The organism is Amycolatopsis sp. NPDC004378 (genome assembly GCF_053602455.1).
On record NZ_JBSGDR010000006.1, the window covers coordinates 345,801 to 359,879 of the forward strand.

At 70.4% G+C, this 14,079-nt stretch carries 15 protein-coding genes; 2 read left to right on the forward strand and 13 right to left on the reverse strand.

Annotated elements, in window-relative coordinates; all coding sequences use genetic code 11:
* Positions 1-118: 118 nt before the first annotated feature.
* The 7 genes from ACWEN0_RS21485 to ACWEN0_RS21515 form a co-directional block, all read right to left on the reverse strand.
* Complete coding sequence (locus tag ACWEN0_RS21485) at positions 119-1,210, reverse strand: acyl-CoA dehydrogenase family protein (protein WP_451976003.1); 1,092 nt, start codon at positions 1,208-1,210, stop codon at positions 119-121.
* Positions 1,207-2,391, reverse strand: coding sequence for an acyl-CoA dehydrogenase family protein (locus ACWEN0_RS21490; RefSeq protein ID WP_451976006.1), 1,185 nt, complete (start codon positions 2,389-2,391; stop codon positions 1,207-1,209). Before ACWEN0_RS21490 ends, ACWEN0_RS21485 begins: the two co-directional genes overlap by 4 nt.
* Positions 2,388-3,611 (reverse strand): acyl-CoA dehydrogenase family protein, encoded by a 1,224-nt coding sequence (locus ACWEN0_RS21495; protein WP_451976009.1) that lies wholly within the window; start codon positions 3,609-3,611, stop codon positions 2,388-2,390. The genes ACWEN0_RS21490 and ACWEN0_RS21495 overlap by 4 nt, the downstream gene beginning before the upstream one ends.
* Complete coding sequence (locus tag ACWEN0_RS21500; RefSeq protein WP_451976012.1) at positions 3,612-4,628, reverse strand: phosphotransferase family protein; 1,017 nt, start codon at positions 4,626-4,628, stop codon at positions 3,612-3,614.
* Between the two features lie 109 nt (positions 4,629-4,737).
* Positions 4,738-5,190 (reverse strand): MaoC family dehydratase, encoded by a 453-nt coding sequence (locus ACWEN0_RS21505; protein WP_451976014.1) that lies wholly within the window; start codon positions 5,188-5,190, stop codon positions 4,738-4,740.
* 5 nt (positions 5,191-5,195) lie between these two features.
* Positions 5,196-5,957, reverse strand: coding sequence for a 3-oxoacyl-ACP reductase FabG (fabG, locus tag ACWEN0_RS21510; protein WP_451976017.1), 762 nt, complete (start codon positions 5,955-5,957; stop codon positions 5,196-5,198).
* A gap of 245 nt (positions 5,958-6,202) precedes the next feature.
* Positions 6,203-6,763: an HAD family acid phosphatase gene (locus ACWEN0_RS21515; RefSeq protein ID WP_451976020.1), complete on the reverse strand. Its 561-nt coding sequence runs from the start codon at positions 6,761-6,763 to the stop codon at positions 6,203-6,205.
* Between the two features lie 155 nt (positions 6,764-6,918).
* Here ACWEN0_RS21515 and ACWEN0_RS21520 point away from each other — a divergent pair, with 155 nt between their 5' ends.
* Entirely contained in the window at positions 6,919-7,821 is a 903-nt protein-coding gene (locus tag ACWEN0_RS21520) for a hypothetical protein (RefSeq protein ID WP_451976023.1), read from the forward strand.
* A gap of 19 nt (positions 7,822-7,840) precedes the next feature.
* Here the strand turns inward: ACWEN0_RS21520 and ACWEN0_RS21525 are convergent, their stop codons facing one another.
* Together ACWEN0_RS21525 and ACWEN0_RS21530 are read right to left on the reverse strand one after the other, a co-directional pair.
* On the reverse strand, positions 7,841-8,524 hold the full coding sequence (locus ACWEN0_RS21525; protein WP_451976026.1) for a glycoside hydrolase family 75 protein: 684 nt from the start codon (positions 8,522-8,524) through the stop codon (positions 7,841-7,843).
* A 389-nt stretch (positions 8,525-8,913) separates the two neighbouring features.
* A complete protein-coding gene (locus tag ACWEN0_RS21530; protein WP_451976029.1) occupies positions 8,914-9,747 on the reverse strand; it encodes an SCO6745 family protein in 834 nt (277 codons plus the stop codon).
* Positions 9,748-10,014: 267 nt separating this feature from the next.
* On the opposite strand from ACWEN0_RS21530, the gene ACWEN0_RS21535 reads away from it, so the two are divergent.
* The gene (locus tag ACWEN0_RS21535) at positions 10,015-11,439 is read left to right on the forward strand and encodes an amidase (protein WP_451976032.1); all 1,425 of its coding nucleotides are present in this window, start codon (positions 10,015-10,017) and stop codon (positions 11,437-11,439) included.
* 79 nt (positions 11,440-11,518) lie between these two features.
* Here the strand turns inward: ACWEN0_RS21535 and ACWEN0_RS21540 are convergent, their stop codons facing one another.
* From ACWEN0_RS21540 to ACWEN0_RS21555, 4 genes are all read right to left on the reverse strand, one after another.
* Positions 11,519-12,016 (reverse strand): hypothetical protein, encoded by a 498-nt coding sequence (locus ACWEN0_RS21540; protein WP_451976035.1) that lies wholly within the window; start codon positions 12,014-12,016, stop codon positions 11,519-11,521.
* Positions 12,017-12,114: 98 nt separating this feature from the next.
* Positions 12,115-12,885 (reverse strand): hypothetical protein, encoded by a 771-nt coding sequence (locus ACWEN0_RS21545; protein WP_451976038.1) that lies wholly within the window; start codon positions 12,883-12,885, stop codon positions 12,115-12,117.
* A gap of 3 nt (positions 12,886-12,888) precedes the next feature.
* Entirely contained in the window at positions 12,889-13,158 is a 270-nt protein-coding gene (locus tag ACWEN0_RS21550) for a hypothetical protein (protein ID WP_451976041.1), read from the reverse strand.
* Between the two features lie 96 nt (positions 13,159-13,254).
* Complete coding sequence (locus ACWEN0_RS21555) at positions 13,255-13,968, reverse strand: hypothetical protein (protein WP_451976044.1); 714 nt, start codon at positions 13,966-13,968, stop codon at positions 13,255-13,257.
* Positions 13,969-14,079: the final 111 nt, after the last annotated feature.

The following is a 14,079-nucleotide window of genomic DNA, read 5'->3' on the forward strand; positions in this document are numbered from 1 at the left end:
TGGCCTGGCTCACAGAATTTTCGCTCATCTGAGCGAAAATACGAAAGAATCCGAAGAGGATTCACAAATCGTCCGTGAAGGCCACCTCGGGGGAGCCGAGGTGGCCTTCACGGACGGGTCAGGCCGGGAGGTTGACGAGGTCGGCCAGGCGGGCCCGGTGGCGGCCCGGGGTGCCGAGGGCGAGCTCGTCCGCCTTCGCCCGCTTCAGGTACAGGTGGGCCGGGTGCTCCCACGTCATGCCGATGCCGCCGTGCAGCTGGATGGCCTCCTCGGCCGCCTTGACCGCGATCGGTGCGTTGCGGGCCTGCGCGACCGCCACCGCGATCGGGACGTCGGTGCCCGTGGCCAGCGCGTCGGCCGCGTTGCGGGCCGCCGCGCGGGCGAGGACCAGGTCCGTGTAGAGGTTCGCCAGCCGGTGCTTCAGGGACTGGAACCCGCCCACCGGCCGGCCGAACTGGTAGCGGCCCTTCAGGTACGAGACCGTCTCGGTCAGGGCCCACTCGGCGACGCCGGTCTGCTCCGAGGCCAGGATGCCGGCACCGAACAGCAGCGCCTCTTCCAGGGCCGAAGCCGCGTCCGGGCCCGAAGCGACGAGCACCGCCGGGGCGTCCGAAAGCGCCACGTCGGCCACCCGGCGCGTCAGGTCGAACGACACCAGCTCGGTCACCGTCGCGGCCGCCGCCTCGACCACGTACAGCTCCGGCCCGTCCGGACCCGCGGCCGGCACGACCAGGAGGTCGGCCACCGACGCGTCGGCCACCGTGCCCACCCGGCCGCTGAGCCGGCCGCCGGAAACGGTCACCGAGGACGGGAAGCCCGCGCCCGGCGCGGTCGACAGCGGAACGGCCAGCGCGCCGATCGCCTGGCCCTCGGCGAGCTTGCGGACGAACTCGGCCGCACCCGCGCGGACCAGGGCCGTCGTCGCCAGCACGACGCTGCCCAGGAACGGCGCCGGCGCCACGCTGCGGCCCAGCTCCTCGGCGACCACGGCCACCTCGCGGGCCGAAGCGCCGTGCCCGCCCAGGTCTTCGGGCACGGCCAGCCCGGCGACGCCGACCTCGTCGGCCAGCGTGCGCCACAGCTTCAGGTCGTAGCCCTCGGCCGTCTCGACGCGCGCCAGCAGCGCCTCCGGAGTGGCCTTCGCCTTCAGCAGGTCCCGGACCGAAGCCCGCAGGTCCTCCTCGACGTCGGAATAGAGCAGGTCGGTCATCGGGGGAGGTCCTTCCAGGCGACGTCCTTGTCGACGCGCGGCTCCGAGGGCAGCCCCAGCACGCGCTCGGCGATGATGTTGCGCAGGACCTCCGAGGTGCCGCCCTCGATGGAGTTCCCCTTCGCGCGCAGGTAGCGGTAGCCGGCTTCGCGGCCGGTGAAGTCGACGATCGCCGGGCGCCGGAACGTCCAGTCGTCGTAGGCCAGGCCTTCTTCGCCGAGCAGCTCGACCTCCAGGCCGGTGAGCGCCTGGTTCAGCTCCGAGAACGCGACCTTCATCGCCGACCCCTCGGGCCCGGGCGCCCCGGCGGTCAGCTGCTGACGCAGCCGGGTGCCGGCCAGCCGCAGCGTCTCGGCCTCGACCCAGCGCTGGACCAGGCGGTCACGCAGCTCCGGCGTCCGCAGCTCGGGGCGTTCGCGCCAGGTCCTGGCGACGATGCCGATCAGTCCGCCTTCGCGCGGCTGGACGTGCCCGCCGATCGCGACGCGTTCGTTCATCAACGTCGTCTGCGCGACCTTCCAGCCCTCGCCGACCGCGCCGAGGCGCTGGGTGTCCGGGATCCGGACGTCGGTCAGGAAGACCTCGTTGAACTCGGCCTCGCCGGTGATCTGGCGCAGCGGCCGGACCTCGACGCCGGGCGCGGTCATGTCGCACAGGAAGTACGTCATGCCCTGGTGCTTCGGCACGTCCGGGTCGGTGCGGGTGACCAGGATCGCCCACTGCGACTCGTGCGCGCCCGACGTCCACACCTTCTGGCCGGTGACGATCCAGTCGTCGCCGTCGCGCACGGCCCGGGTGCCCAGCGCGGCCAGGTCGGAGCCGGCGCCCGGCTCGCTGAACAGCTGGCACCACACCTCCTCGCCGGTCCACAGGGGACGCAGGTAGCGCTCGCGCTGCTCCGGCGTGCCGAAGGCGAGGATGGTCGGCGCGGCCATGCCGAGGCCGATGCCGATCCGGCGCGGGTTGTTGTCCGGCGCGCCCGCGTCGGCGAACACACCGTCCACAACGGACTGCAGCGCCCGGGGCGCGTTCTGCCCGCCGAGCCCGGCGGGGAAGTGGATCCAGGCGAGCCCGGCGTCGAACCGGGCCCGCAGGAAGTCCATGCGGTCGGTCGACGCGGGGTCGTGCGCGGCCAGGAACTCCTGCGCCTGGCGCGTCAGATCTTCGGCGGTGACAGTCACTTCGCGCCCTCCGACAGGTACTTCTTCAGTTCACGGCGGGCCAGGGACCGCTTGTGGACCTCGTCCGGCCCGTCGGCCAGGCGCAGCGTGCGGTTGCCCGCCCACATCGCGGCCAGCGGGAAGTCCTGGCTGACACCGCCCGCGCCGTGCACCTGCACGGCCTTGTCCAGGATCCACTCCACGGCGGCCGGCGTCGAGATCTTGATCGCCTGGATCTCGGTGTGCGCGCCCTGGTTGCCGACGGTGTCCATCAGCCACGCGGTCTTGAGCACGAGCAGCCGCTGCTGCTCGATGCGGACGCGGGACTCGGCGATCCAGTCCTGCACCACGCCCTGCTGGGCGATCGGCTTGCCGAACGCCTCGCGCGAGATCGCGCGCCGGCACATGAGCTCCAGGGCCCGCTCGGCCATGCCGATGGCGCGCATGCAGTGGTGGATGCGGCCGGGGCCCAGCCGCGCCTGGGCGATCGCGAAGCCGTCGCCCTCGCCGGCGATGAGGTTCTCGGCCGGCACGCGGACGTCCTCGAACAGCACCTCGGCGTGGCCGCCGTGGTCGCTGTCGTCGTAGCCGAAGACGTGCATGCCGCGCTTGACCGTCAGGCCCGGGGTGTCGCGGGGGACCAGGATCATGCTCTGCTGCTTGTGGGGCGGACCGTCCGGGTCGGTCTTGCCCATGACGATGAAGATCTTGCACGCGGGGTTCATCGCGCCGGAGATGTACCACTTGCGGCCGTTGATGACGTACTCGTCGCCGTCACGCCGGATCGCGGTCTCGATGTTGCGGGCGTCGGAGGAGGCGACGTCCGGTTCGGTCATCGCGAACGCGGACCGGATTTCGCCTTCCAGCAACGGTTCCAGCCACAGCTTCTTTTGCTCGTCGCTGCCGAACATGGCCAGCACTTCCATGTTCCCGGTGTCCGGGGCCGCGCAGTTGAGCGCGGTCGGCGCGAGCCGGATGCTGCGCCCGGTGATCTCCGCCAGCGGCGCGTACTGCAGGTTCGTCAGGCCCGCGCCGTGCTCGCCGGGGAGGAAGAAGTTCCACAGGCCGCGCTTGCGCGCCTCGGCCTTCAGCTCGTCCATGACCGGCGGGATCGCCCACGGGTCGTCGCGCTCGGCCAGCTGCTGCTCGAACACGGGCTCGGCGGGGTGGATGTGCGAGTCCATGAACTCGAGGAGCTTCCCGCGCAGCTCCTCGGTCTTCTCGTCGAACGCGAAGTCCATTTACTTCTCCTCTTTGAGAATCTCGTTGCCGTGCGAGATGAGCAGCGGGACACCGGCCCCGACGCCCTCGAAGCCCGCGCCGACCGTCTTCCCCTGCTGGTAGCGGTAGTGGATGCCTTCCAGGATCACGGCCAGCTTGAAGAACGCGAAGCTGACGTACCAGTTGAGCTGCGAGACGTCGCGCCCCGAGCGTTCGGCGTAGCGGGCGACGACCTGGTCGGTCGTCGGGTAGCCGGGCGCCGAGCTCGCGTTCGAGACGAACTGCAGCGACACCTTGTCGCGCTCGGCGTAGGCCACCAGCAGCGCGAGGTCGGTCAGCGGGTCGCCGAGGGTCGACATCTCCCAGTCGAGCACCGCGGAGATCTCGTCACCGGCGTCGACCAGCACGTTGTCCAGGCGGTAGTCGCCGTGGACGATCGACGGCTGCCCGGACACCGGCACCGCCGCGGCGAGCCGGTCGTGCAGCGTCTCGATGCCCGGCAGGTCCCGGCTGCGGGAGCCGTCCAGCTGCTTCTTCCAGCGCCGCAGCTGCCGCTCCAGGAAGCCCTCCGGCCGGCCGAAGTCCCCGAGCCCGACGGCCGCCGGGTCCACGGCGTGCAGGTCGACCAGGGTGTCGACGAGCGCGTCGGCGATCACCCGCGTGCGGGTCTCGCCGAGTTCCGCGAGCTCTTCGGCGGTGCGGTAGGGCGTGCCCTCGACGAAGCTCATGACGTAGAACCGGGCGCCGAGGACGTCCGGGTCTTCGCAGAGCAGCAGCGCCTCGGGCACCGGCACGGCGGTGTCGTGCAGGCCGGAGATCACCCGGAACTCGCGGGACATGTCGTGCGCGGTCGGCAGCACGTGCCCGAGCGGCGGGCGGCGCACCACCCAGCGCGAGCGGCCGTCGCCCACGACGTAGGTGAGGTTCGACCGGCCGCCCTGCACGACGTCCGCGGTCAGCTCCCCGGCGACCATCCCGGGCCGGTGCGCGTCCAGGTGGGCGCGCAGGCGGACCAGGTCGAGTCCTGGCGGGTTCATGCAGCCTCCTCAAGCTTCGTCCGGGCGAGCATACCGACTAGTCGGTATGACGTACAGAGACGCCCGGTAAGCGTCACTTTCCCGGGAAAGTGACGCTTACCGGGAGGTGTCACGCGAGGAAGCGGGTGACCCATTCGGCGACGCAGGCCGGCTTGGCCGCGTCCTCGATCTCGACGGTCCACCGCGACACCGCCTGCTTCCCGCCCTCGATGTCGGTGATCTCGACGAGCTCGGCCCCGGCACGCACCTTCGAGCCGACCTTCACCGGCTGCGGGAAGCGGACCTTGTTGAGGCCGTAGTTGATGCCCATCTTGATGCCGTTGACCTTGTAGATCTTCGGGCCGAACGCCGAGAGCAGCGACAGCGTCAGGAAGCCGTGGGCGATGGTGCCGCCGAACGGGCCCGCCGCCGCCATCGGCTCGTCGACGTGGATCCACTGGTGGTCGTCGGTGGCGTCGGCGAACTGGTTCACCCGGTCCTGGGTGATCGTGTACCAGTCGCTGTAGCCGAGGTGCTCGCCGACCGCCGCGGCGAAGGCGTCCAGGTTCTCGAACTCGCGCATCGTGATCAGTCCTTCGGTCCGCCGGCGGCGTAGATGACCTGGCCGGAGATGAACCCGGCACCCTCGCTGACCAGGAACGACGCCAGGTTCGCGATGTCTTCGGGCGTGCCGACGCGCTGCACCGGGATCTGCGACGCGGCCGCGGCCTTGAAGTCCTCGAAGCCCATGCCCAGGCGCTCGGCCGTCGCGGCGGTCATGTCGGTGGCGATGAAGCCCGGTGCGATCGCGTTGGCCGTGACGTTGAACTTGCCCAGCTCGATGGCGAGGGTCTTGGTGAAGCCCTGCATGCCGGCCTTGGCGGCGGAGTAGTTGACCTGGCCGCGGTTGCCCAGCGCGGACGTGCTGGACAGGTTGACGATCCGGCCGTACTTCTCCTGCGTCATGTACTTCTGCACCGCGCGGGTCATCAGGAACGAGCCCTTGAGGTGCACGCCGAGCACGGAGTCCCAGTCCTGTTCGGTCATCTTGAAGATCAGGTTGTCGCGGGTGATGCCGGCGTTGTTGATCAGCACGACGGGCGGGCCGAGCTCGTCGGCGACCCGGGTGACGGCCGCTTCGACCTGCTCGGCGTCACTGACGTCCAGCGCGACGCCGACGGCCTTGCCGCCCTTCGCGACGATCGCCTCGGCGCCCTGCTTGACGCCGGCCTCGTCCAGGTCCAGCAGCGCGACGGCGAAGCCGTCATCGGCCAGCCGCGCGGCGACGGCGGCACCGATGCCGCGGCCGGCACCGGTGACCACGGCGACACGGGAAGGGGAATCGGTCACGGGGACCTCCTCGTCGTTGAGAAGCGGGCTCGTGCCCGCGAGCCTACTAAGCGGTTGGTCACCCGCACAGTACGCGTGATCGCCCCCGGAGTCGTGTGACCTTGCGCAGGATCATAGCCATGGCCGGAGACCGGAACCCGGAATGCTCCACTCGGGGGAACCGCTTCAGGTACTCCGGTGCGCGGAACCCTTGACTTGCCGGTTCGTGGTGCGGTATCGGCGGAGGTGCTTCCGGCTCGGGTGGGTCAGGGCAGCTGCTCGTCGTAGTCGGGCAGTTTGAAGGCCTTTTCGTAGTTTCCGCCGGTGAAGTCGCCGGGGCGGTTGCCGACGTTGGCGATGATCGTGTAGCCCGCGGCCGCGTACTCCTTGCGGCAGCGCTGTTTCGTGTCGGTGGCGTGCTGCTCGCCGCTCCGGCGGACGCACACCTTGTCAACGGGGTAGCCGACGCTCGTCAGAGCCTCCTTCGCGTCCGATGCGTCGCTGCGGAAGCTGGCGACGAGCACGCTGACACCGAGGCTTTTGGCGTGCCGGGCGAAGTCGAGGACGTCCGGCGTGGCGTGGCCGGGCCGGTAGTGGGTTTCGAGGGCGGTGTTGTCGATGTCGGTCACGATGGCGAGCTTCGAACCGCCGTGGGAGACCCGGGTGTCGAGGTAGCCGGTACCGCCGGTCATGGCCTGGTGGACGTCGGCGAGCCAGGTCTCGAAGCTCGGCAGCCCGCTCGCCGAGGCGGGCGCGGCGGTTCCCGCGGCGAGCACGGCGCAGGCGAGGGCGCGGGCCGCGACGCGGGTGACAGCAGTTTTCCGCATGGGTGTGGTCCTTCGTGGTCGGCGGCGAATCCTTGTGCCGCAGCGGTTTCGACGTCCACGAGGGTGACCACTCCCGTCTCGGCGGGGTACCCGGCAAAAGTCGTTAACAGTATTCGGGGCTCGTGCTCCGCGGCGAAAGCGAGGATCATCGGCGCATGCCCGAGACGTCGTTCGCCTGCGCGCTCAGCGCCGCCATCGGCCGCGCGGGGCTCAGCTTGCGCGGGCTCCAGCGCGCCCTGGAAGTGCGCGGCACGCGGGTCAGCGTCGCGACTCTGAGCTACTGGAGCAGCGGTCGCAGCCGGCCCGAGCGCGACGTGGCCACGACCCTGGCCACGTTGGAGGAGGTCCTGCACCTGCGCGGTGGCGAACTGTCCGCGGTGCTCAGTGCCCGTCGCGGCCGGGGCCCGGCCGTCCGGTCCACACAGGACGTGCACCGGCTGGCGAACGCCTGGGGCGCCCCGGTATCCCTGCGCGACGCGCTGGCCGACTGCACCGTGCCGCCGGTGCGCACGGTTGCCCGGTGCGACACGCTGTACCTCGACCACGAGGGCGTGAACCAGCGGCTGGTCGCCGCCGTGACGCTGGTCGCCACCGGGACGGCCCACAGTGCCGTCGTGCTGGTGCGCGGTGCTTCCCGGGACCGGATCCCCGTGCTCGGCCGGACCCGCGGCTGCGTCCTGCGCCGCCGCCGGGTCGTCGCCGGGCAGGGGCTCGCGCTGCTGGAACTGGACCTGGACCGGCCGCTGTTCGCGTCCGAAGCCGGCCGGATCGAGTGCGAAGTGCTGTTCGACGACGACGTCCGCAACGACCACTGGTTCCACCGGACCCACCGCACGGTGCGGGATCTGCGGCTGACCGCGGTGTTCACGCCGCCGATGACGCCGGCCGCGGTCGCCGTCGTGGCACCCGGCCCGCACGGGGGCGTCCGGCGGACCGCGACGGGGTTCACGGCCGCGGCGGGCAACGTCCGCCCCGGGTGTTTCGGGCTTCGCTGGAACTGGCCCGAGGACGCCGCGGTGAACCCGGCCCGGGGCCGGCCGTCCGAAAGGGACCGCTGACTCCGGGCCGGGGACCGGGCTAGAGACCCATGCTCGCGCCGAGGGTGTTCAGCGCTTTGTCGACCAGGGCCTGGGCGTTGCCGTTCAGGGTGGCGTTGGTGCCGTTCACGACCCAGGACGAGCCGGAGAAGATCACGACCGTCACGCCGTTGTCGACGCCGCCCGTGGTGCCGCTGCTGGGAATGCCCAGCAGCGAGGCCGACTTCACCGACGCCTCGCCCAGTTCGCGGGAGTCGTTGTCCGAGGTGGTCTGGTTGTTGCCGGTCTGCGTGTCACCGAAGATCGCGCCGATCACCTTGCTCTTGTAGAACATCAGCGCGAACTGCCTGCCCTTGATGTTGTGTTCCTTGTAGAAGAAGTGCGGGCAGGGGGACTTGCGGTCGTAGCAGTCGTCGCCCAGGACGTAGAACGGCACGTGGTGCGCGGCCAGCTGCTTGCCGTTGCTGTCCTGGAAGGTCGTCTCGCCCTGGTGGTCGGGATCGGGGTCGGGGTCGCTGCCGTCGTCGTCCACGGCCAAGCTCGAGCTGTAGGCGTAGACGCCCTTCGTCACCTGGTAGACGTTCACGTTCTGGGACCGCGTCATGGTGTTGATGTGGGGCTTGGAGTTGACCTTGTTCGCGGTCGTGCTGTTCTTCTTGACCCCGGCCAGGACCTGCGCGGCCGTGTAGGTCGCGCTGTCCGGGGTGGCGGTGGTGGTGGTCATCGTGGCGGCGTCGGCGGAGTGGAGGGCGAAGGGCGTGGCGAGCGTAAGAACCGTCGTGGCCGCCAGAGCGAAGCGCTTACGGGATGACATGGCTGGGGGTGTCTCCCTTCAATCGTTAGGAACCTTTCCTAACTGAGGGGACCACCGGCGACCTCGGTGACGGAAGGACTTTTACCAAGATTTTGGGGAAATGTCCCGGTGTCCGGAGCACGGCGGCGGCGGGGTCGTCGAAACCGGTCTCACTGGAGCCGGTCACGCTGCGGCTGGAGGCACTCGCGCACCCGGTCCCGCTGCGCACCCTGGCCGGCACGCCACCGGCGAGCAGGCCCGCGCCTGGGAGCTTTCGCCGCCCGAGGTGTCCCCGCCACCTCGCCGTGCTGCGCCGGCCACTACAGCGGGAAGACCTTCCGGAAGGCGGCGGAGAGCGGTTCGAGGTCGGCGACCAGGCGGTCGAACTCGTCGGCGCTCAGCGCGCGGTACGGCGCCTTCGCGAGCCGGTCGGTCATGGCCTCGACCCGGTCCTTCGCGGCCCGGCCGGCGGCGGTCAGCCAGCCGTGGGTCCCGATCAAGCCGCGTTCACGCATGCCGTCGATGACCGCGGTGAGCTGCGCGGCGGGGAGGTGACCGACCCGGCCGAACTCCTTCGCGGGCATGCCGGCGGACAGGGCGTGGAGCACGTGGGCCTCCGTGCCGCCGATGCCCTCGGCGAGCAAGGCGACGACGTGGCCGTCGCCGCGGTGCTCGCGCAGCAGCGTGGCCGCGTGCCACAGCCGGGCCACGGGTTCCTGCGGTGCCGGAAGCGCGCGGAGGGCGGCGAAGAGGGCGCGTCCCTCGACGGGGGCGCTGGTCGCGGCCTTCAGCAGGAGATCGCCGGCGCGCGCGACGGCGGGGTCGCCGGCGAGGTCGCCGAGGATGCGCCGCATGCCCGCGGCGCAGCCCTGCTCGCGGGCGGCCAGTGCGGCCTCGGGCGTGGTGAGGTCCCAGACGCGCGGGAGGTGGCGCGCCACTTCGCCGGGCGCGAAGTTGTAGAAGATCGCGTGGACCAGCTCGGCAGGCACCCCGCGGCCGAGCGGCGCGGCGCGTCCGGCGAAGTAGGCGTCCCACGGGTTGCGCAGGCCCAGGGCCATCAGGGCGGCGTCCGGCTCGTCGGCGAAGTAGGGGACCAGGCCGATGGGCTCGACCAGGTCGAACATGCGGCGGGCTACGGGTTCCGGGTGTGCCATCTCGTCTCCTGTGGTCCTGGCGGTGCGCTCGTCGTGGCCCGCTCACCTGCTCCACGAACGGCCGGCACCGGATCCGACAACGGCCCCGGAAATTGAGACGTCCATCCTGTTGCCCGCCGGGGCGGCTCGTGGCTCCTGCGCGTTCAACCGGCCACTTTCGGGGCTCTGACCTGCGGCGGGGCACCTTCGACGGGGGAGCGCCGCCTTCCGGCCGTTGCGTGAACGGGAATTTCGTGGCTGCTCCGGCCGGTGGCTAGCTTCGGCGCCATGGAGTGGAGCTTTCAGACGGCCGAAGAACTCGTCGCCGCGATGCGCGCCGGTGCGGTGACGTCGGTGGAACTGACCGAAGAGGCCATCGCGCGGATCGAGCGCGAAGACAAGGCGATCAACGCGATCTGCGTACCGGACTTCGCCCGTGCACGCGCCACCGCGCGCCGGGCCGACCAGGCCCGCGCTCGGGGCGAGGACCGGCCGCTGCTCGGCGTCCCGGTGACGGTCAAGGAGTCGTACGACATCGCCGGGCTGCCGACGACCTGGGGCATGCCGCCGCACCGCGACCACGTGCCGGCCGAGGACGCGGTCCAGGTGTCGCGGCTCAAGGCCGCGGGCGCGGTGGTGCTCGGCAAGACCAACGTGCCGCTGGGGTTGCAGGACATCCAGAGCTTCAACGAGATCTACGGCACGACGAACAACCCGTGGGACCACGGCCGCACGTCGGGCGGGTCCTCGGGCGGGTCGGCGGCGGCCCTGGCGTCCGGGTTCGGCGCGTTGTCCCTCGGTTCCGACCTCGCCGGTTCGCTGCGCACCCCCGCGCACTTCTGCGGCGTCTACGCGCACAAGCCGACACTCGGCCTGGCGGCGTACCGCGGCATGGTCCCGCCGTCCGAGCCGGCCCTGCCGGTCGACCTGGACCTCGCCGTCGTGGGCCCGATGGCGCGTGCGGCCCGCGACCTCACGCTCCTGCTGGACGTCATGGCCGGGCCGGACCCCCTGACGCACGGCGTGGCGTACCGCCTGGAGCTGCCGCCGGCCCGCCACGAGCACCTCCGCGACTTCCGGGTCCTGGTCCTCGACGAGCACCCGCTGATCCCGACCGGCGCCGCGGTCCGGGAAGCCGTCAACGGCGTGGCGGCCGCACTCACCGACGGCGGCGCCCGCGTCGAACGCCACAGCCCGCTGCTGCCGGACCTGACCGAAGCCGCGACGCTCTACATGCAACTGCTGATTTCCGGCTCGGTAGCGCGTTTCCCCTTGGACCCGAACGATTTGCCGGACGCCGAGAACCTCGACGCAGTGCGGCGGCGCGCCCTGTCGTTCAGCCACCACGACTGGCTGGCGGCGAACACCCGCCGAGACCACCACCGCCAAGCCTGGCGGCGGTTGTTCAAGGAGTTCGACGCGGTGCTGTGCCCGATCACGCCGACGCCGGCGTTCCCGCACGACCACCACCCGAACCCGCTGGAACGGCGAATCGACATCGACGGAACCGACTACCCGTACTTCGACCAGCTGGTCTGGGCGGGGGTGGCGACCATGCCCGGCCTGCCGGCAACGGCCATCCCGGCGGGCAGGTCCCCGGAGGGCCTGCCGGTGGGCGTCCAGCTCATCGGGCCGATGTTCGAAGACCGCACCCCGCTGCGGTTGGCCGAGTTGGTGGAGCAGAAGATCGGCGGCTTTCAGGCACCGAGGTAGGGGGCCCGGATCCGAACGCCGACAGCCTGCTGGCGTTGACGCTCATGGAGACCGGCGACGCCCGGTCATTCATCGTGGGCTACCGAGGCTGCAGCAAGTCGTAGATCGTGCGCGCGATCGCGGTCGCGCGATCCTTGCAGGTTTGCGTGTCGTTGCGGGCGGCGTTGGGGTCGTCGACGCCGACCTTGAACTTCGCGTTGCTGTCCAGGACGACGAGCTCGCACATCTGCCCGCTGGGCGCGAGACCCCAGGCCGCTTTCTCGCCCAGCTGCAGGGCCGGGTCGAGCTCGTACACGCCCGATGAGGCAGCCGTGTCGAACGCGGTGTGCTCCCTTTGGACGGTGCCGACCTCCAAGTCGAGATGCGTCGATTTCGCAGCTGCCGCATCGGTGAAAGTGCACAGCCAGCCGGGGCTCGCCTCGAGTTTCGTGTCGGAACTCTTCGGCGGGAGATCTCCGACGCGGCCGGCGACGTCGTCGCAGGTCGGCAGCGCCGTGGCCGGGTACTTGCCGTCCACGTCACCTTGGCCGCCGCCGCGGCCGAGCAGGGCGAACGCGCCCACCGCGATGCCGGCCACGACGATGACCCCGATGACGACGATGGCGATGACCGGGCCGGTGCCGAGTCCGCGTTTCGGTGGCCGGGGCGTCCCGCTGTGGGGCGGGTGGCCGGGAGTCACAGGTTGACCGCCTGCGGCCACTGCCCGCCGGGCAGTCGTGAGTCGACCATCAGGCTCTTGGCGTCGCGGATGCTGCTGAGGGTGTCCATGACCTGGTTGGCGATGGCGCCGAGCCGCTTGACGGCGTCCGTGACCAGCCCGCCGATCGCGCCGGCGAGGTCTTTGACCGCGAACGGGAGGTTGATGACGGTCGCGCCGTCGAGCGCGGCTTCGGCCAGGGCGCCGAGGAAGTTGGCGACCACCTCCACCAGACCGGTCATGAAGTTGACGTTGAGCTTGGCGATGGTCATCAGCCAGCTGCTGATCGCATCGGCCTTGCCGCCTTGGGCGCCGATGGCCTCGACTGCTTCACGCTGCTTCTCCGCCCGTTTCCCATACGCCTCTGCGCCCCCGCCTTCCCAGTAGGCGAGGTTGGGATCCGCCGGGGTTTCCACCGAACCGACCATTGCGGACATGTCCTTCTGGACGTGGTCCTGCCAGTTGAAACTCTGCACGACCAGCGACACCACCGGCGTGTGGTGCTCGACCGCGTACTGGACCAGCTTCACGACCTTGTCCAGGCCGTCGCGGATTTTCTGCAGCCCGTCGGAGATCCAGATCATGGCCGGACCGAGCACGTACTTCCAGTCGTTGATGTGGTGCACGGCCGCGTTGTACTTGTCGATGATTTCCTTGATCTTGGCCTCGACCTTGCCGAACAAGTCGTCGAGGGGGCCGGTGAACTCTTCGGGCCCGGCGGGGCCGAACGGGTTGAACGGGGTGTCCATCTGCTACCTCGGCGGCGTTCCGTAGATCTGTGTGAGATCGATTTCGGTGATCTCTTCGGCCTGGTCGTACAGCTGCGCGGTCTTCTGCAGGGCACCGTCGATCTGGTCGAATTCGGTGGCGGCGCCCTTGAGCGCGCCTTCGACGTAGGAGCGCAAGGCTTCGTAGGTGTCGCTGAGCGCGGACGCGTTGAACATCCCGACGACGAGAGTGACGGGGTCGCCGACGAAGAACGCGGCCGGGCCCAGTGTCGCGTTGGTGACGACGGGGGTCACCTTGTTCACGGTGTCGGCGAATCCACGCCATTTCGTTCCCTCGGCGCGGACCGCAGAGGTGATTACCTTGTAGCCGACCATGGCTGGCTGCCTCCTCTACTCGTCGTACCGGAATTCGAAGGGCTCTTCGTCGTCCCCCGGGCTCGCGGGGGACCGCGGTGCCGGCCGGCTGACCGCTGCGCTGGGTGCCGCGAGCCCTGCGGTGGCGAACACCTCGACGAAGTCCTGCCGCAGCCGGTCCGCGCCGGCCCTGCTCAGCGTGGTGACCGAGCCGGACACTCCGGTCGGACTGCCGTCCCGCAGGTGGAGCAGGAAGAATCCGAGAGGGCTGCGGACCTCGGCCGAGACCGGACCGCTCCGGCCGGCCTCGAGGCGTTGGATCGCTTCCAGCTGCGTGTCCACGTCGCTGATCCGTGCCTTGATGCCGGCGATCCACTCGTCGAAGGTCTTTCCGGTGACGTCATCGGGCTCGATTTCACCAGGCCGGCCGGGTTGCTCGTCGCCGGCGTTGGCGAGCTCGACGACCATCGCGCGCTGGACGGCCTGGACATAGGTGTCGAACAGGACGCCGGCGAGCTGCTCGGCAGGGATGCGCGAGGCCCATCTGAGCTGGATGTCGACATCGGACAACCGGCGCTGCGCGTCAACGGTCACCTTGACGGTGCGGCTCGGGTCGCGCGCTTCGTATTCGGCCGCCGGTTCGACTCGCTCGCCACCAGGCTGCAAAAGGTCGTCCAGCTGCGCGTTGACCGCCGACACGTCCGGCATGTCCAGCTCTGCGAACGCGACATCGTCACGACTGAACCCCAACGGTCCTCCCCTTCGTGTCCGTTCCGGCCACGCAGTCGCGAGAATAGTACATGTGGCCTGATATCGGGCGCGATTCCACTGGTGGAGTGACCAGCGAAATAGGGTGCGGCT